Annotated in this window: 15 protein-coding genes; 9 read left to right on the top strand and 6 right to left on the bottom strand. The window is 69.9% G+C overall.

Annotation, left to right across the window (positions count from 1 at the left end; genetic code table 11):
• Positions 1-9: 9 nt before the first annotated feature.
• Entirely contained in the window at positions 10-1,407 is a 1,398-nt protein-coding gene (locus tag ACFY1P_RS07825) for a DUF6421 family protein (protein WP_390750064.1), read from the bottom strand.
• Between the two features lie 340 nt (positions 1,408-1,747).
• Between ACFY1P_RS07825 and ACFY1P_RS07820 the strand changes: the two genes are divergently transcribed.
• From ACFY1P_RS07820 to ACFY1P_RS07810, 3 genes are read left to right on the top strand one after another with little or no spacing between them, the layout of a single operon-like run.
• The gene (locus ACFY1P_RS07820) at positions 1,748-2,752 is read left to right on the top strand and encodes an ABC transporter substrate-binding protein (RefSeq protein WP_390750063.1); all 1,005 of its coding nucleotides are present in this window, start codon (positions 1,748-1,750) and stop codon (positions 2,750-2,752) included.
• A 38-nt stretch (positions 2,753-2,790) separates the two neighbouring features.
• Positions 2,791-3,663 carry an amino acid ABC transporter permease gene (locus ACFY1P_RS07815; protein WP_361528415.1) on the top strand — a complete coding sequence of 291 codons (873 nt, stop codon included), beginning with the start codon at positions 2,791-2,793 and terminating at the stop codon, positions 3,661-3,663.
• A complete protein-coding gene (locus ACFY1P_RS07810) occupies positions 3,660-4,424 on the top strand; it encodes an amino acid ABC transporter ATP-binding protein (RefSeq protein WP_361528387.1) in 765 nt (254 codons plus the stop codon). Before ACFY1P_RS07815 ends, ACFY1P_RS07810 begins: the two co-directional genes overlap by 4 nt.
• A gap of 67 nt (positions 4,425-4,491) precedes the next feature.
• Here the strand turns inward: ACFY1P_RS07810 and ACFY1P_RS07805 are convergent, their stop codons facing one another.
• Positions 4,492-5,040: a GNAT family N-acetyltransferase gene (locus ACFY1P_RS07805; RefSeq protein WP_361528385.1), complete on the bottom strand. Its 549-nt coding sequence runs from the start codon at positions 5,038-5,040 to the stop codon at positions 4,492-4,494.
• A 104-nt stretch (positions 5,041-5,144) separates the two neighbouring features.
• On the opposite strand from ACFY1P_RS07805, the gene ACFY1P_RS07800 reads away from it, so the two are divergent.
• Positions 5,145-5,537, top strand: coding sequence for a VOC family protein (locus tag ACFY1P_RS07800; RefSeq protein WP_361528383.1), 393 nt, complete (start codon positions 5,145-5,147; stop codon positions 5,535-5,537).
• A 69-nt stretch (positions 5,538-5,606) separates the two neighbouring features.
• Here the strand turns inward: ACFY1P_RS07800 and ACFY1P_RS07795 are convergent, their stop codons facing one another.
• A complete protein-coding gene (locus tag ACFY1P_RS07795) occupies positions 5,607-6,134 on the bottom strand; it encodes a hypothetical protein (protein ID WP_361528381.1) in 528 nt (175 codons plus the stop codon).
• Between the two features lie 250 nt (positions 6,135-6,384).
• Between ACFY1P_RS07795 and ACFY1P_RS07790 the strand changes: the two genes are divergently transcribed.
• The 5 genes from ACFY1P_RS07790 (at position 6,385) to ACFY1P_RS07770 (ending at position 10,803) form a co-directional block, all read left to right on the top strand.
• The gene (locus tag ACFY1P_RS07790; RefSeq protein WP_361528379.1) at positions 6,385-6,972 is read left to right on the top strand and encodes a DUF5134 domain-containing protein; all 588 of its coding nucleotides are present in this window, start codon (positions 6,385-6,387) and stop codon (positions 6,970-6,972) included.
• Positions 6,973-7,065: 93 nt separating this feature from the next.
• Positions 7,066-8,004, top strand: coding sequence for a M56 family metallopeptidase (locus ACFY1P_RS07785; RefSeq protein WP_390750062.1), 939 nt, complete (start codon positions 7,066-7,068; stop codon positions 8,002-8,004).
• 104 nt (positions 8,005-8,108) lie between these two features.
• The gene (locus tag ACFY1P_RS07780; protein WP_390750061.1) at positions 8,109-8,816 is read left to right on the top strand and encodes a phosphatase PAP2 family protein; all 708 of its coding nucleotides are present in this window, start codon (positions 8,109-8,111) and stop codon (positions 8,814-8,816) included.
• A 76-nt stretch (positions 8,817-8,892) separates the two neighbouring features.
• Entirely contained in the window at positions 8,893-9,858 is a 966-nt protein-coding gene (locus tag ACFY1P_RS07775; RefSeq protein ID WP_390750060.1) for a pirin family protein, read from the top strand.
• Between the two features lie 555 nt (positions 9,859-10,413).
• Positions 10,414-10,803 carry a peptidase inhibitor family I36 protein gene (locus ACFY1P_RS07770; RefSeq protein WP_361525670.1) on the top strand — a complete coding sequence of 130 codons (390 nt, stop codon included), beginning with the start codon at positions 10,414-10,416 and terminating at the stop codon, positions 10,801-10,803.
• Positions 10,804-11,266: 463 nt separating this feature from the next.
• Here the strand turns inward: ACFY1P_RS07770 and ACFY1P_RS07765 are convergent, their stop codons facing one another.
• The 3 genes from ACFY1P_RS07765 to ACFY1P_RS07755 all read right to left on the bottom strand — a co-directional run bounded on the left by ACFY1P_RS07765 (position 11,267) and on the right by ACFY1P_RS07755 (position 17,608).
• Complete coding sequence (locus tag ACFY1P_RS07765; RefSeq protein ID WP_390750059.1) at positions 11,267-13,333, bottom strand: FG-GAP-like repeat-containing protein; 2,067 nt, start codon at positions 13,331-13,333, stop codon at positions 11,267-11,269.
• A 141-nt stretch (positions 13,334-13,474) separates the two neighbouring features.
• Positions 13,475-15,040: an FG-GAP-like repeat-containing protein gene (locus ACFY1P_RS07760; RefSeq protein ID WP_390750058.1), complete on the bottom strand. Its 1,566-nt coding sequence runs from the start codon at positions 15,038-15,040 to the stop codon at positions 13,475-13,477.
• A 102-nt stretch (positions 15,041-15,142) separates the two neighbouring features.
• Positions 15,143-17,608, bottom strand: a complete 2,466-nt coding sequence (locus ACFY1P_RS07755; RefSeq protein ID WP_390750057.1) for a glycoside hydrolase domain-containing protein — start codon at positions 17,606-17,608, stop codon at positions 15,143-15,145.
• Positions 17,609-17,633 lie beyond the last annotated feature (25 nt).

Genomic DNA, 17,633 nt, shown 5'->3' with positions numbered 1-17,633 from the left:
CGCTCTTGCTCACGCGGCCGCCTGCCCCTCGCTCGCCGCGGTGATCCCCTTGGTGGAGGCGATCACGCTGCGCAGCTTCTTGGCAAGGGCCTCGTAGAACATGCTGAGCGGGAACTCGTCCGGAAGCACGTCGTCCACGAGCTTGCGCGGGGGCTGGGTCAGGTCGAGGGCGTCGGGGCCCTTGGCCCATACGGAGCCGGGGTGCGGCGCGAGGTAGGCCGAGACCAGCTCGTAGGCGGCGAACCAGTGCACGAGCTTGGGGCGGTCGATCCCGTCGCGGTAGAGCTTCTCGATCTCGCCGCACAGCTGGTTGGTGACCTGCGGGGCGCGGTCCCAGTCGATGTGCAGTGTGTTGTCCGTCCAGCGTACGACGTCGTGCTTGTGCAGGTAGGCGAACAGCAGCTGGCCGCCGAGGCCGTCGTAGTTGCGCACGCGCTCGCCCGTGACCGGGAAGCGGAACATCCGGTCGAAGAGGACGGCGTACTGCACGTCGCGGCCCTGGGAGTAGCCGTCGGCCTCCAGTTTCACAGCCTCCTTGAAGGCCGTGAGGTCGCAGCGCAGCTCCTCCAGGCCGTACATCCAGAACGGCTGCCGCTGCTTGATCATGAAGGGATCGAACGGGAGGTCGCCGTGGCTGTGGGTGCGGTCGTGGACCATGTCCCACAGGACGAACGCCTGCTGGCAGCGGTGCTGGTCGCCGATCATCTCCTGGATGTCGGCGGGCAGCTCCAGGCCGAGGGTGCCGACGGCCGCCTCCGTGACGCGGCGGAAGCGGGCCGCCTCACGGTCGCAGAAGATGCCGCCCCAGGTGAAGCGCTCCGGGGCCTCGCGGACCGCGATGGTCTCCGGGAAGAGGACCGCGGAGTTGGTGTCGTAGCCGGCGGTGAAGTCCTCGAAGGTGATGCCGACGAAGAGGGGGTTGTCGTAGCGGGTGCGCTCCAGCTCGGCGAGCCAGTCGGGCCACACGACGCGCAGCACGACCGCTTCGAGATTGCGGTCGGGGTTGCCGTTCTGCGTGTACATCGGGAAGACGACGAGGTGCTGGAGGCCGTCGGCGCGCTGCGCGGCGGGCTGGAAGGCCAGCAGCGAGTCCAGGAAGTCGGGCACGGCGAATCCGCCGTCCGCCCAGCGGCGCAGGTCCATCATGAGCGCCCGGTGGTACTCGGCGTCGTGGGGCAGGAGCGGTGAGAGCTCCTCGACGGCCGTGGCGACCCGGCCGATCTCGGCGCGTACGGTGTCGCCCGGGGGTGCGCCCTCCGCTTCGAGGTCGATGGAGCCGTCCGGGGACTGCCACGGCCGGATCGTTTCCACGGCGCCCTTGAGCGTGGCCCAAGCCGGGTGATCGATCACGCGGCCCACCGCTGTTTCGTCGGCCGCTATCGCCGTCGACGCAAGGATTTCCGTCATGACCGCCCCTCCTCGGGAGAACTTCGCGTTAAGACACCGTATCTGTGTGCGGTTCTTCATCTCAAGAGGAGCAGCCATAAATTATCCTGCCGACCCCCTGGTCGCACCGCTGTTTTTCCTGTCGGCATGCGCTCGGGTGGCCTCAGGCGCCTCACGTCATCGTGTCCGGCCCATGCGGCCCATTGCTGTCGTGGCTCAGTTCCGGCCATCGACGGGGCACTCCTTCATGGCTACCCGCCCGGGCCGCCGAGAATTCATGAATCGGCAACAGTCTTCCGCTATTCGGACGGTCCATGGCCTGACCTGGACAGATCCCGTCAGGCACTGCCACGCTCCCGCCATGTCCGTCGCCAACCGGCCCACACGCCGCACGACTTCCCGCTCCGCTTCCCTCTACGCCCCTCTCTCCGGTCTCTCCGGTCTCTCCGGCCGGCCCTCGCGCCGCACCGCGCCCCGCCGCACCGCGCCCCGCCGCGCCGGGCGCCTGCCGCGCCTCGGTGCCGCCCTCGCCGTGCTGCTGGGCGCGGCCGTCGCCTGTGCCCCGCAGGACGACACAGGCTCCGCGAAGTCGTCCGCCGCCCCGCCCGCAGCCGCCTGCGCCAAGGGGCACCTGGCGACCGGGACCGCGGGCAAGCTCACCGTGGGCACCGACAAGCCCGCCTACGCCCCGTGGTTCCAGGACGACGACCCGGCGAACGGCAAGGGCTTCGAGTCGGCCGTCGCGTACGCCGTCGCCGACCGGCTCGGCTACGCGAGATCCGACGTGATCTGGCAGACGGTGCCCTTCAACTCGGCTGTGGCGCCGGGGAAGAAGAAGTTCGACTTCGACCTCAACCAGGTCTCCGTCAGCGACGAGCGCCGCCGGGCCGTCGACTTCTCCTCGGGCTACTACGACGTCCGGCAGGCCGTCATCGCGCTCAAGAGCTCTCCCGCCGCCAAGGCCACCTCGGTGGACGCGCTCAAGCACGTGAAGCTGGGCGCGCAGGTGGGTACCACCAGCCTCGACGTCGTCAACAGCGTCATCCGGCCCGACCAGCAGCCCGCCGTCTTCCAGAAGAACGACTACGCCAAGACCGCGCTGAAGAACGGCCAGGTGGACGCGATCGTCGTGGACCTGCCCACGGCCTTCTACATCACCTCCGCCGAGGTCCAGGACGCGAAGATCGTCGGCCAGTTCCCGGCCACCGGCGGCCGGGCGGAACAGTTCGGGCTCGTCCTCGACAAGGGCAGCGGGCTCACCGGCTGCGTCAGTGACGCCGTCGACTCCCTGCGCGAGGACGGCACACTCGCCCGCCTGGAGAAGACCTGGCTCTCCGAGGCCGTCGACGCACCGGTGCTCAAGTGACGGCCGAGGACGCGGCGGCCGCCACACCCCGGGACGCCCTGCCGGAGAGCGCCGCACCCCAGGACACCTACGTTCCTTCCGCGCGGCGCCTGGAACGCGAACGGTTCAAACGCACGCGTGCGCGCCGGGCCACTTCCGTGGCGGCCGTCAGCACACTGGTCACCGGCTCCGTGCTGTTCCTCGCCATCGTCAACTCCCCCGGCTGGTCACGCACCCGGGACACCTTCTTCAACGCGCACTACGCCCGCGAAGCGCTCCCCAAGGTGCTCGACGGACTGCTGCTCAACCTCCGGCTGCTCGTCGTCTGCGGAGCCGCCGTCCTCGTGCTCGGCCTGCTGATAGCGATCGCCCGCACACTGCGCGGCCCGGTCTTCTTCCCCCTGCGGGCCCTCGCCACCGCCTACACCGACTTCTTCCGTGGCCTGCCGCTCGTCATCTGTCTCCTGATGGTCGTCTTCGGTGTTCCCGCGCTGCGGCTGCAAGGTGTGACGACGGACCCGGTGCTGCTGGGCGGCACGGCGCTGGTGCTCACGTACTCGGCATACGTCGCCGAGGTGTTCCGCGCGGGCATCGAGTCCGTGCACCCCAGCCAGCGCGCCGCCGCCCGCTCGCTGGGGCTTTCCGCCCGGCAGACGCTGCGCCACGTGGTGCTGCCGCAGGCCGTGCGCCGTGTCGTGCCACCGCTGCTGAACGACCTGGTCTCGCTCCAGAAGGACACCGGCCTCGTCTCGATCGCGGGGGCCGTGGACGCGGTCTACGCGGCGCAGATCATCGCCGCCAAGAGCTTCAACTACACGCCCTATGTGGTCGCCGGGCTCATCTTCGTGGCCCTCACCATCCCGATGACACGGTTCACCGACTGGATTACCGCACGGATGGACCGCCGCCGGGCCCAGGGAGGAATCGTATGAGCACCGCGGAAGCGCCGGCCGCCGTGCTGCGGCTGGAGGCCGTACGCAAGACCTTCGGCCGCTCCGTCGTCCTGCGCGACGTCGGCCTCGAAGTCGCCCCGCACACCGTGACCGCCCTCATCGGGGCGTCCGGCTCGGGCAAGTCGACCCTGCTGCGCTGCGCGAACCTCCTGGAGGAGATCGACGACGGCGCGATCTTCCTGGACGGCGAGGAGATCACCGACCCGCGCGTGGACCCGGACACGGTGCGCCGCCGCATCGGCGTGGTCTTCCAGGCGTACAACCTCTTCCCGCACATGACCGTGCTCGACAACATCACGCTCGCCCCGCGCAGGGTGCACGGCGTGCCGCGGGCCGAGGCGGAGGAACGGGCGCGGGAGCTCCTGGAGCGGCTCGGCCTGGGCGGCAAGGCCGGCGAGTTCCCGGACCGGCTCAGCGGTGGCCAGCAGCAGCGGGTGGCAATCGTACGGGCCCTGGCGGGACGGCCCCGGCTCCTGCTGCTCGACGAGGTCACCGCCGCTCTCGACCCGGAGCTGGTCGGTGAGGTGCTGGGCGTCGTGCGCGACCTCAAGGACGAGGGCATGACCATGGTGCTCGCCACGCACGAGATGGGGTTCGCCCGGGACGTCGCCGACCAGGTGTGCTTCCTCGACGGCGGGGTGGTGCTGGAGCGTGGCACACCCGCGGAGGTCTTCGGCGAGCCGCGTCAGGAGCGCACGCGGCGCTTCCTGCGCCGGCTGGTCGAGGCGGGCCGGCTGTAGCCGCGCGGGGGTGTAAGGGGCGAAGTCCCTGGAGGGGCGCCCCTTACACCCACGAAGCCCTGCCGCGTTACGGCAGTTCCTTGACGAGCAGCTCGAACTCGAGGTCGTCGCGCTGCGGGATGCCGAAGCGCTCGTCGCCGTACGGGAAGGGGGACATCCGGCCGGTACGGCGGTAGCCGCGGCGCTCGTACCAGGCGATCAGCTCGTCACGCTGCCGGATGACGGTCATGTGCATCTCGTCGGCACCCCATTCGGCTCGCACGAACCGCTCCGCCTCGGCGATGACCACCTTGCCGAGCCCGGCGCCCTGCATCGTCGGGCGGACCGCGAACATCCCGAAGTAGGCGTGCGTGCCCCGGTGTTCGAGCTGACAGCAGGCGACGGTCTCACCCTCGCACTCCACCACCAGCAGACGGCTGTTCTCGTCCTTCACCACGGCCTCGACGCCCGCGGGATCGGTCCGCTGGCCGTCCAGCAGATCCGCCTCGGTCGTCCACCCCGCGCGGCTGTCGTCACCGCGGTAGGCCGACTCGACGAGTGCCACGAGCTCGGGCACGTCGGCGACGGTCGCTGCCCGGAAGACCGGCTCTGCGGTGCGGCTGCTGGCTGTCTCCATGGTCTCCGTGTGATCCTCTCCGTACGGCTCCGGCCGAGCATTCCGGCCGCACATCTTGGCTGCATACGAACACTAACCCGATCGGCTCTGCGTACAGTCGCGTCATGGTGCATGTACTGAGCAGCCGCGTGCTTCTGCGGCCCACGGATCCGGAGCGTTCGCGGGACTTCTACGGGCGGGCGCTGGGGCTCGCGGTCTACCGGGAGTTCGGGACCGGCCCGGAGCGCGGCACGGTCTATTTCCTGGGCGGTGGCTTCCTGGAGGTCTCGGGCCGCGCCGACGCGCCGCCGGACCCCGGCCTCGAGCTGTGGTTCCAGGTCGCGGACGCCACGGCGGCCCACGAGGAATTCCTCCGCGAGGGAGTCGAGGTGCTGGAAGCGCCGGAGACCAAGCCCTGGGGGCTGATCGAGATGTGGATCAGGGACCCGGACGGGGTGCGGATCGCGGTGGTGGAGGTGCCGGAGGGGCACCCGATCCGCTACCGCCCGGGCATCTGAGGACACCTGGGCGGCAGGCGGCCGTAGAGCAGGGCCGGCAAGGTTCGGACCGGCGGCTCCGGAGCGCGTTCAGTGGCCGGCGGCCTTGACCAGCGCGACGGCGGTACCGATCGCCGCGTCGGCGGTGCCGGCCAGCAGCGCGACAGCCACGCCACCGCCCATCCGGAGCCCGCCGTAACAGCCCCACGCGAACAGCACCGCCACACTCACCCCTGCCGCCGTGAGCAGCGCCGTGTGCAGCGCCATCGCCCCGAGGGCGGACAGCAGGATGAGGATCAGCGGCCCGACGGCCGACAGCAGCAGCGGGCTGGAGACGAACAGCGCCTCCCGCAGTTGCCGCCCGCTCATCCAGCGACGGTGCACGATCCGGTGTGCCTGCCCGTCCGCGACCAGAGTCGCCAGCCACAGCCCCACCACTGTGACCGCGACCGATACGGCAGCGGCTCGTGGTCCGGCGTGCCCGGAGTACGCCAGGCTCACCACCACCGCGACCACGGTGATCGCCGCGTACAGGCGCTCCTTCAGCCGGGACGTCAACAGGCCGACGTAATCGGCTTCCTCTCCGGTCCGCCCGTGTGCAGGGGCCGCGTCGTCCATGACGACCACCGTAGGGCGAGGCCCCGCTGCCGCGAGCGCGCCGCGCCCGGGGCCGACTCCGGCAGGGCAACCCCCGGAGCTTGCCTCCCGTGCGCCGGTCCACCACCTTGGTGCGCCCCCGTGTCACCCGCGCGTGCGCGGGCGTGCCGGGCGCCGGACAGTGCTCCCCTTGTGCGCCCGTGCGCTCCCATGTGATGCGACTGGAGCGGGCATCCTCCCGGGGTAGGTCTGCCCGACGGGGAGGTGCACAGTGCACGGACCACCGCTCATCGGCTGGCTGCTGGTGGCACTGTGCGCCGCGACCGGCGCGTACTGCCTCGTGAGGGCCGGAGCGAGGTCCGCGGCGGAGACCCGGTCCACGGGAGGGGACGCGCTGATGGGCCTGGGCATGGCGGTGATGGCCATACCGACCGCCGGCCTGAGCACCCACCCGTGGGGCGCGCCGGTGTTCGCGGCCGTGTTCGGTGCGGCGGGCCTGCGCTCCCTGCTGGTGGCGCGTGGACGTACGGAAGGGCAGCATCTGCACCATCTCCACCACGCTGTGGGCGCGTTCGCCATGGTCTATATGGCGCTGGCGATGGCGGGGGCTCCCATGAGCGGGCACTCCGGACACACCGGCACCGGGCAGGCGGAAGGACACGTCCCCGCGGGGACGCCTCTGCTGACGGGCCTGCTGCTGGTGTATTTCGCGGTGTACGTCGTACGGACGGTGGCCTCGCTCGTTCCCGTGGTCGCCGTCACGTCCGGCGAGGCGGCCTGGCCGGGCCGCCCCAATCTCACCAACGCCTGCCGCCTGTCCATGGGCATCGGCATGCTGGCGATGCTGCTCACCCTCTGACCCTGTGCGGCGGCTCCCGTCAAGGCCGTGGCATGCGTCACTTCGCGCCCGGGACCGTACCCGGGCGCGGCGTCACGCTCATAGGCTGCGGCCATGATGGTCCCGCTCGTGCTGCTGGTCCTCGGTGGACTGGTCGCGGCGTCGACGCCGCGCTTGCTGACCCGCTCCGACTGGCCCGACCGTGAACCCGTCGTGGCCCTGTGGGTGTGGCAGTGCGCTGTGGCGGCCGTGCTGCTGTGCTGCGCTCTGGCCATGGCGCTCAGCGCGGCGGCCGCCTGGGAAGCGGTGCGCGGCCATGTGTTCGCGGCCGCCCCGCACGGCGTCATGGAGGCCTACGCCCTCACCTCGTACCGCCCGTGGGCCGCCCCGCTGGCCGTGGCGCTGGGCTTCGGCGCGGTGTGGACCGCCGCGATGCTGACCCGCGAGATCGGCCTGGCGCGGGCCTGCCGCCGGCAGCGCCGCACCGATCTGCTCGTCCGCGCGCCGCAGTTGCCCGGCGAGGCACCGGACGCGGACCGGCTGGTGGTGCTGGAGGGCGAGCGGCCTGACGCGTGGTGGCTGCGCGGCGGGACGGCTCCGCGGCTCGTCGTCACGACGGGTGCGCTGCGCCGGCTCTCGGACTCCCAGCTGGACGCGGTGCTCGCCCATGAGCAGGGGCACGCGCGGGCGCGGCACGACTGGCTGCTGCACTGTTCGTCGGCGCTTGCGACCGGGTTCCCGCAAGTGCCGGTGTTCGCGGCGTTCCGCGACCAGGTGCACCGCCTCGTCGAGCTGGCGGCGGACGACGCCGCCTCGCGGCGGTTCGGCCGGATGACGACGGCGCTGGCGCTGGTCGAGCTCAACGAGGACCGTGGCGTCTTCGGTCCCTGTCCGGCCCAGCTGTCCCAGGTGCCGGGCCGGGTGGACCGGTTGCTGTCCCCCGCGCCGCGGCTGACGATGGCACGGCGGCTCCGGTTGACGGCTGTCGGAGCGCTGGTCCCGGCGGTGCCCTTGCTGGTGGCCTTCATGCCCGGACTGAGCGCGCTGGGCTGAGCGTTCTGGGCTGAGCTCCGGCTTGAGCTCAGGCCTGAGCTCCGGAGAGCGTTCCCCGGTGGGACGGGTGGCGCCGCGGCCGGGGCTTCCGCAAGGATCCGGCCATGCACGTTCCGACGCGCTCCGACGCGCCCGCCGTACCGGCCCGCCCTGCACCCGCTGCCGGGTGGCGCACAACTGCCGTCCTCTGCGCCCTGTTCCTCACGCTGCTGGTGCTGGTCGCCTGTGGGTGGGGCCCGCTCATATCGCTGGACCGGCGGGTGGCCGACGGTCTGCATCCGATCGCCGTCCGGCACCACGGCTGGACGGAATTCGTCCGGTGGCTCTCGGAACGGCTGTGGGATCCCTGGACCATGCGCGCGGCCCTCGCCGTGGTGGCGCTCTGGCTTGTGCGGCGGCGCGCGTGGCTGCTGATCGTCTGGGTCGCGGGGACGTCCGCCGCCGGGACGGCGGTGCAGCAGGCCCTCAAGTCCGCTGTCGACCGGGACCGCCCGCACTGGCCGGACCCGGTGGCCGTCGCGAGCTACCAGGCGTTCCCTTCCGGCCATGTGCTGACCGCCACCGTGACGTGCGGGCTGGTGGTGTGGCTGCTGTGGCTGCACCGCGTCCGCCCCGCGGCAATCCGTGCGGCGCTCGCGGCGGGAGCGGTGTCGGTGGTCGGGGTGGGCTTCACCAGGCTCTATCTCGGTGTGCACTGGCTGTCCGACGTGGTGGGCGGCTGGCTGCTGGGCGCGGCGCTCGTGGCGGGGGCGGTGTGGGCGTACGACACGGTGGCGGCGGGGCGCGGCGCCGGAACGCACGCCTCGCGATGAACGGCGAGTACGCCCCGGTCGGCCCGGTTATCCACAGGTCTGCCGCGTGACGGCCCCTGGATGGGACAGTGCTTCCATGAGCAACCTCGATCTCAGGCCCGCACCGGCCGAATGCGGTGGCCGCGCCGACGTCACCGCACGGCCGGTCCGGGAGCTGCTGCCCGCGAAGAGGGTCCCGCTCGGCGAGAGCACCGTCGTGCGCCGTCTGCTGCCCAGTCTCGGGCGGCGCATGGTCGGCGCGTGGTGCTTCGTCGACCACTACGGCCCGGACGACATCGCTCACGAGCCGGGGATGCAGGTGCCTCCTCATCCGCACATGGGCTTGCAGACCGTCAGTTGGCTCCATGACGGTGAGGTGCTGCACCGGGACAGCCTCGGCAGCCTCCAGACCTTGTGTCCGGGGCAGTTGGGGCTGATGACTGCGGGGAGCGCCATCGCGCACTCGGAGGAGTCCCCGCGCGAGCACGCGCGCGTGCTGCACGGTGCCCAGCTGTGGGTGGCACTGCCAGACGCGCACCGGCGCACCGCCCCGGCATGGGAGCACCATGCCGAACTGCCGCGGGTGACGGGCGGCGGCCTGCGCGCCACCGTTCTCATGGGCGAGCTGGACGGCGCGGCCTCCCCCGCCACCACCTTCAGCCCGCTCGTGGGTGCCGACCTCACCCTGCCCGCGGGCGCTTCCGCGCGCCTCCCGGTCCGGCCCGACTTCGAGTACGCGGCCCTGACCATGTCCGGCGAAGCGGAGGTGGACGGCGTGCGCCTCGCCCCGGGCTCCATGCTCTACCTCGGCTGCGGGCGCTCCGAACTCCCGCTCCGCGCGGATGTCGACAGCTCGTTCATGCTGCTGGGCGGCGAGCCGTTCGAGGAACACATCGTCATGTGGTGGAACTTCGTCGGTCGTTCCCACGAGGACATCGCTCAGGCCCGTGCGGACTGGATGACCGGATCCCGCTTCGGCGAGGTGCACGGCTACGAGGGGGCCCGGCTGCTGGCTCCCGAACTGCCGCCGGTGGCGCTCAAACCACGGGGAAGGGCGCGCTGACCTGGGCAAATACTTAGGGAAGCCTGCTCGCCCGGGCCGTGACCCTCCGGCCCGGTTCCTCGTCGAACCGGGCCGGGCATCCGGCGGTTCGAAAACTGAGCCTGGGGCAGCCTGCTTCCAGAGCTCGGACTTCTATCAGCAGCTTTTTCCGTCTTCATGCTGACCTGATGCCGACTCCCCTGACGGAGCGTCAGCAGCAGTCGGCCGCTGCGCCTCTGCAGCCGGGCGCCCTCACGGCGATCCGGCAGAGACGCACGGCCACCACTACCGGCCAACGAGCACGCGAGGTGGGCGAGGAGTCGGCTTCCCAGCACCGAGAGAGCAGCCGCGCCGCTGTCAACCCGACCGACGACGATGCACCCCATTCGGATGGATTGACAATCACAGGCTTGCACCATTCGGCGGACGCAGGTAAGCCAGCTTTGCTACTGGGTCGCCTCCACCGCTCCACGCTCGTCCCGCCATTCGGCGCATACGCAGTTGAGGGCAGGGCAGCGATCGCAGGGGCGGCATCTGCACGCGTTGACGACATACAGGCTCAAGGAGCATCCGTAGATGAGGAACACGTTGCGCACCCTGCTCGTGCCAGTGGCCATCGCGGCTGCCACCGTCCTGCCGGTCTCCACAGCCCATGCGGCCGTCGGGTACGACCGGTGCCCTGCCGGCTACTACTGCATGTTCTCGGGCCTCGACGGCACCGGCGACATGATCACGCTGACAAGAAGCACGCCGGATCTCGCGGCGCTCGGCATGAACGACCGGGCCGAGTCTGACTGGAACCGGACCTCATCGACCATCCACCTCTGGTCCGACGCGAACTACAGCGGCTGCACGACCGTCACATCCGTCGGCTCGACCGGCAAGGGCAACTTCTTCCCCAACTTCCGGGACTTCTTCAGTTCGGTGCAGTTCGATGGTCCGGGCGGCCCGAGCTGCGGCACGTAGCCCGGCGATCACTGCTGACCGCAGAGGCCTGAAGGGCGTTGCGGCCTGGGAAGCCCGACTGCCCCGCGCCATCGGGACGCGGGGCAGTGCCGAGTGCAGGCCAGCACTGGGGTTGATTCCTCCCCCCGTACGCGCCGCTCAAGCATCGCAGGGCAGGCGACTACCAGGATGCCCCCCTTCCGGTTCCGGCCCGGGTGCGGGAGACCATCGAGTGGTACGCGGACACGCACGCACCGTCGATGGCTACTTCCGCGGTCTCGAGATGCCCCTGCCGGCGGTCTCCAGGAGCTCGCCGTACTTCGCCGCGCGGCAGCACTGGCGCGGCCCGCGTCTGGCTCGACCAGGCGTACTTCGCGATCGCCGGGATGCGCTGTTACGGACTCGGTCGCGACGCTGACGCACTGGCCGCGACGCTGACCGGGAGAGCGGCCGGTCTGGAGGGCGACGGACCGATCATGGAGAACTAGGACCCGCTGAGCGGAGCCGCCCCCAGCTCGCCCGATTTCAGCTGGTCAGCGGCGTTGCTGCTGTCCCAGTTCGCCCGCGGGGCGGCGAAGTCCGTGCCGCGGCTGGTGAAGGACCACAGCGCGGTGCGGTTGCGGCCGTTGGTCGCGTTCCCGTAGTCGTACATCACCGCGAGGTCGGCCCTGCCGTCCCCGTTGAAGTCACCAGCGACCGGCTCGCTCGCGGCCCAGTTCCAGCTTTTCACCGGGTCGGTGGAGCTGTCCCACGCGAGGTGGGGCTTGCCGAATCCGGTGCCGGTGCCGGTGAAGGTCCACAGTCCGGTGCGGTTGCCGGAGTCGGTCCTGCCGTAGTCGTACAGGACGCCGATGTCCGCTTTGCCGTCGCCGTCGAAGTCCCCGGCGACCGGCTTGGCGGCGGACCAGTTCCAGTTCTCCGATCCGCTGTCCCAGGCCTGCTTGGGGCCGGCGAATCCGGTGCCGTTGCTGGTGAAGGTCCATAGGGCGGTGTGGTTGCCGTAGTCGTAGAGGACGCCGATGTCGGTCTTGCCATCGCCGTTGAAGTCACCTGCGACCGGCTTGCTCGCGGCCCAGTTCCAGCTCTTCACCGGGTCGGTGGAGCTGTCCCACGCCAGGTGGGGCTTGCCGAATCCGGTGCCGGTGCCGGTGAAGGTCCACAGTCCGGTGCGGTTGCCGGAGTCGGTCCTGCCGTAGTCGTACAGGACGCCGATGTCCGCTTTGCCGTCGCCGTTGAAATCGCCCGCGACGAGCTTGCTCGTGGACCAGTTCCAGCTGAGAACGGCCGTGTCGTCGTGGCTGTCCCACACCTTGCGGGGCGCCTCGAAGCCGTTCGATGTCCCCTTGAAGGTCCACAGCGCGGTGCGGTTGCGGTCGCCGTCCCTGCCGTAGTTGTAGAGGACGCCGATGTCGGTCTTGCCGTCGCCGTCGAAGTCCCCGGAGGTCAGCGCGCTCGCGGACCAGTTCCAGCTGTCGGCACCGCTGTCCCAGACCTCGCGCGGCGCGGCGAATCCGGTCTCCGCTCCGGTACCGGAACCGCCTGAGATCCACAGGCTGGACCGGTTGTGGCCGTCCGGGGTCTTCCCCTGCCCGTAGAGGACCGCGAGGTCGGCCTTGCCGTCGCCGTCGAAGTCCCCGGACGTGCTCAGGTGCCGCGGCGGCTTGAGGTAGCCGATGATCGGCGCATGGTCCGAATACCCGTTGGGCGGACCGCTGTCGGGCGCGTTCTCGGTGGTGTCCATCCGGGTCCGGTCGACCTCGCAGGATGTGAACTGGCTCCCGGACTCTCCCCACGAGGCGAAGATGTGGTCACGCTTGCGCCATATGTGTCCGCCCTTTTTCTCCCAGGAGTGATGGGTGACCTCGTTGACCATGTCACCGGCGCCGTAGGAGCGGCGGTCGCACTCGTCGAATTCGTCCGAGATCGGCTTGAGCCCGGCGGAGTCGGGGAACATGTTGAAGTCGCCGCCGAGCACCAGCTGATAGCGGTCCGGCCAGATCTCGTTCTTGACGTTCTGGATCTGCCCCGGCCTGCGCGGATCGGCAGGGTCGGACAGGATGTGGGTGGTGCAGATCCGGGACGACCAGCCCTCGACACGTACACAGAGGATGGGCAGGGTCTGCTTGTCACCGCCGCCCCCGGGCACGGTGTTCGTCGCGGTGGTGTCGGTGACGCGCCCCTTCACCGCGATCCCCACGCCCAATATGCCGCTGAGCCCGCCCCGGCAGTTCGTGGTTCCGTCGTCCGGGCGGGCCCCCGGGGCGTGCGCGATCGACCATCCGCTGCCCAGGGCCGCGCGCAGCCGCTCCATATGGCTGCCGGGCGCCTCGCCGCACACTTCCTGGAGCATGACGACATTGGCACTGCGCTCCGCGACCACCTGCGCGATCTGGTCGACTTTCGCCTGGGGATCGTTGCGGTAGGGGCAGTAGCCGCCCTCCCCGCGCACCCCGCCCGCCTCACCGCAGATGTTCCAGGAGACGACGCGCATTTCCGGCTCGGCGAGCAGCGTCGGCGGACTTTGCTCCCGTACGGCGGCCGCGGCCACCACGGAACGTCCCTGCTCGGGCCTGGCCGCCTGAGCCGCCGAACGCACCGGAACGAGCAGGGCACACAAGACTGTTATGGAAGTGAGCAGTGTTCCCGGTCGGTATTTCATCCTTCCTCTTCTCTTCTGTACGGCATGAATGGCTCAGCCGGTCTTGCTCATGTTCCAGTTCCAGCTCTTGACGGGGTCGGTCCGGCTGTCCCAGGTGAGCTTGGGGCCGGCGAATCCACTGCCGTCGCTGGTGAAGGTCCACAGCCCGGTGCGGTTGCCGGAGTCGGTCTGGCCGTAGTCGTAGAGGACGCCGATATCCGTCTTTCCGTCGCCGTTGAAGTCACCTGCGACCGGCTTGCTCGCGGCCCAGTTCCAGCTCTTCACCGCGCTGTCGTCCTGGCTGTCCCACACCTTGGCCGGTGTGTTGAGGCCGGTGCCGTTGCCCGCGAACGTGAACAGTTCGGTGCGGTTGCGGTCGCCGTTCCTGCCGAGGTCGTACAGCACCCCGATGTCGGCCTTGCCGTCACCGTTGAAGTCGCCGCCGACCACCTTGGCCGCCGACCATCTCCAGCTTTCCGACCCGCTGTCCCAGGTCTGCTTGGGGCTGTTGAATCCGCTGCCCGTGCTGGTGAAGGTCCACAGTCCGGTGCGGCTGCGGTCGCCATCCTTGCCGTAGTCGTAAAGCACCCCGATATCGGTCTTGCCGTCACCGTTGAAATCGCCCGCGACCGGCTTGCTCGCGGCCCAGTTCCAGCTTTTCACCGGGTCGCTCTTGCTGTCCCACACCTGTTTCGGGCTGTTGAATCCAGTGCCGTTGCTGGTGAAGGTCCACAGTCCGGTGCGGTTGCCGGAGTCGGTCTTGCCGGAGTCGTAGAGGACGCCGATGTCGGTCTTGCCGTCACCGTTGAAGTCGCCGACGGTGAGCTTGCCGGCGTTCCAGTTCCAGCTCTTGACGGGGTCGTCGTTGCTGTCCCAGACCTTGACCGGGCTGTTGAATCCGCTGCCGGTGCTGGTGAACTCGTACAACTTGGTGCGGTTGCGGCCGTCCTCGGTGCGACCCATGTCGTACAGGACCGCGATGTCGGCCTTGCCGTCGCCGTTGAAATCGCCGACGGCCAGTTTGGCGGCCGACCAACTCCAGCTGGCCGATCCGCTGTCCCACACCTTCTTCGGGCTGCCGAGGCCGGTACCGCTCCCGGAGAACGTCCACAGCCCGGACCGGCTGACGCCGCCCTCCTTGCCGTAGTCATAGAGCACGGCCACGTCGTCGCGTCCGTCGCCGTCGAAGTCACCGTTGATCCGGGCGGAGGCGTCGTCGTCCGGCGCGTCGGGGAAGGGGCGTGCGTCGTCGTCAGCCAGCCCCACCTTCTTTCCGCAGTACGGCCAGGGAGCCGCGCCCTCATTGTCGAGGAGCCGCTGCGCGACCCGGATCTGCTGTTCCTTGGTGGCCTGATAGGGGTATGGCGCATAGTCCGTTCCGTGGTACGCCACCCACGTACTCTCCAGGAATTGCAGGCCGCCGTAGTACGGTGGCTGGTTGTATCCCCAGTCCCCGCTGCTCTCGCACTGGGCCATCTTTTCCCAGGTGGCGAGTGATGCCGCCTGGGCGGGGACGGGGGCGGCGGTGGCCACCAAGGCGAGCAGCATGCCGGAGGCCGACATCGCCGCCGCGCTCGCGCGTCTGCCCTTCTTGCGGGGGGTGCGGGTCTTGCGCGTCAAGGGATCCACTTCTTCCTTCCATTGAATGACGGGCCCGTCCGGCCGGGCCGCAGCCGGGCCGGACGGGCGTCGAGGAGTGCCCCATGTCTCACAGGAGGGGTGTCAACTCACCTTGCTGGCACGCCAGTTCCAGCTCTTCACGGCATCCGTCACGCTGTCCCAGCCCAGGAGGGGTGTACCGAATCCGGTGCCGTCGCTGGTGAAGGTCCACAGTCCGGTGCGATTGCCGGAATCGGTCCTGCCGTAGTCGTAGAGCACGCCGATATCCGTTTTTCCGTCGCCGTTGAAGTCACCTGCGACCGGCTTGCTCACGGCCCAGTTCCAGCTCTTCACCGGGTCGTTGCTGCTGTCCCACACCTGCTTCGGGCTGTTGAACCCGCTGCCGTTGCTGGTGAAGGTCCACAGTCCGGTGCGGCTGCGGTCGCCGTCCTTGCCGTAGTCGTACAACACCCCGATGTCGCTCTTGCCGTCGCCGTTGAAGTCGCCGCCCACTACCTTGACGGCGTCCCAGTTCCAGCTCTTCACGGGGTCGTCGTTGCTGTCCCACACCTTGACCGGGCTGTTGAAACCGGTCGCCGTGCCGGTGAAGGTGAACAGCTTGGTGCGGTTGCGGCCGTCCTCGGTGCGACCCATGTCGTACAGGACGCCGATGTCGGCCTTGCCGTCGCCGTTGAAGTCGCCGACGGTGGGCTTGCTGGCGTTCCAGTTCCAGCTCTTGACCGGGTCGTTGTTGCTGTCCCACACCAGCTTGGGGCCGGTGAAGGCGGCACCGGTGCTGGTGAAGGTCCACAGGCCCGTACGGCTGCGGTCGCCGTCCCTACCGTAGTCGTACAGAACCGCGATGTCGGCCTTGCCGTCGCCGTCGAAGTCGCCGACGGTCAGCTTGCTGGAGGCCCAGTTCCAGCTCTTGACGGGGTCGTCGTTGCTGTCCCAGACCTTGACCGGGCTGTTGAATCCGCTGCCGGTGCTGGTGAACTCGTACAGCTTGGTGCGGTTGCGGCCGTCCTCGGTGCGGCCCATGTCGTACAGGACGGCCAGGTCGGTCCTTCCGTCGCCGTTGAAATCGCCGGCCGTCAGCTTGGCGGCCGACCAACTCCAGCTGTCCGATCCGCTGTCCCACACCTTCTTCGGGGCGCCGAAGCCGCTGCCGGTCCCCGCGAACGTCCACAGCGCGGACCGGCTGACGCCGCCCTCCTTGCCGTAGTCGTACAGCACGGCCACGTCGTCGCGGCCGTCGCCGTCGAAGTCGCCCTTGACGCGCGAGGAACCGTCCTCTCCGCCGGGTGCGGGCAGGGCCGAGTCCGCGGCGACATCGACGTAGTCGCGGTCGATGGCGAGGGTGACACCGCCGTAGGTGTCGTTCACCTGGCCGCGGTACTGGTGGATGCGCCGCCCATTGGGCCAGTAGCCGGGGCCCGGAAGTCCCATCGACGCGTCCGACACATCGGCCTTGAGGTTCCAGTTCGCCGACCACAGCACGTCGGGTGATGCGTAGTTGGTGTCGTCGGCCACCGAGGCGAGGTCCGGGATGCCGCTCGTTTCACCCGCGTACACACCGGAGCGGTAGCCATGTTCGTGGAGGCGGCTGGTCCACCCCGACACGTAGTCGATGACCCGGGCCCGGTACGAGCGGCTGTCGTAGTGCTCCATGTCGCTGTAGATGACCGTCCCGGGGCCCAGGCCCAGGTCCGCCGCCTTGGCCACGGCGGCGTCCGCGGACTCGCGGCCCTGCGCGTCCGCGGTGGCCGGAGAGATGTCGCCGGCCTGGAGGTCCACGAAGAGAGGCAGCAGGTGCCAGCCGTCGGCGGTCTGCTGACGCACCCAGTCGCCGGTGAGCTGCGGTTGCGCACAGCCCCGCTTGCGACCGCCGATGTAGATGCCGACGGCCCCGTAGGGCGACGAGGCCTTCCATGCCTTCATCGCGGCGGGCGAAGGGGCGGTGCAGGACTCGAAGCCCAGCCCTGTGTATCCCTTGTCGGCCGTGACGGCGGCAACCGGTGGAGCCGCGAGGCCCCTGCCCGCCTTGCCGGGCAGGGGGGTCGGCTTGGCTGTCGCGTCCGTGCGGGCCGAGCCGAGGACGGCGGCGACCGTTGTACTGGACGTGCCGTAGGAGGACGTGACCATGACTCCGGCGCCTTCGACGGCGACCTTCGTCTCGTGGTCGTACGTCACCGGCAGCTCGTGCGGCATCGGGGCCCCGGCAGGGATGCGCAGCGCGTGGGAGGCGTCCTGGCCGCCCGCTCCGGTGATCGGCTCCAATATCAGGGCGTCCGTCTTGTCCGCGACCAGATGGGAGGGGCAGGACTGTTCGGTGCCGGGGTGGCCCAAGTACACCGTGTGGCGGTCGAACCGCACACACGTGTGCGGGTCTTTCTCCAGGTCCACGACCGGCCACCCGGAGGGTATGTCGAGGGTGAGGCCACGGTAGGTGATCGGAGTGGTGCCGGAGGGTCCGGCGTGCGAGGGCGCGGCCTGGACCGTGGCGGTGCCGGAGGCGACGAGGGCCATCAGGGCGGCAGCGGCGGCGAAGGCCACGCCGTTCGTTCTTCGTATTCGTATGGTTCGCATGTGCGGTGACTCTCCCGAACGGTGA

Origin of the sequence: Streptomyces sp. NPDC001407, from assembly GCF_042895325.1 — a bacterium.
Lineage (GTDB): Bacteria > Actinomycetota > Actinomycetes > Streptomycetales > Streptomycetaceae > Streptomyces.
This window is presented reverse-complemented; position numbering and strand designations above follow the sequence as displayed.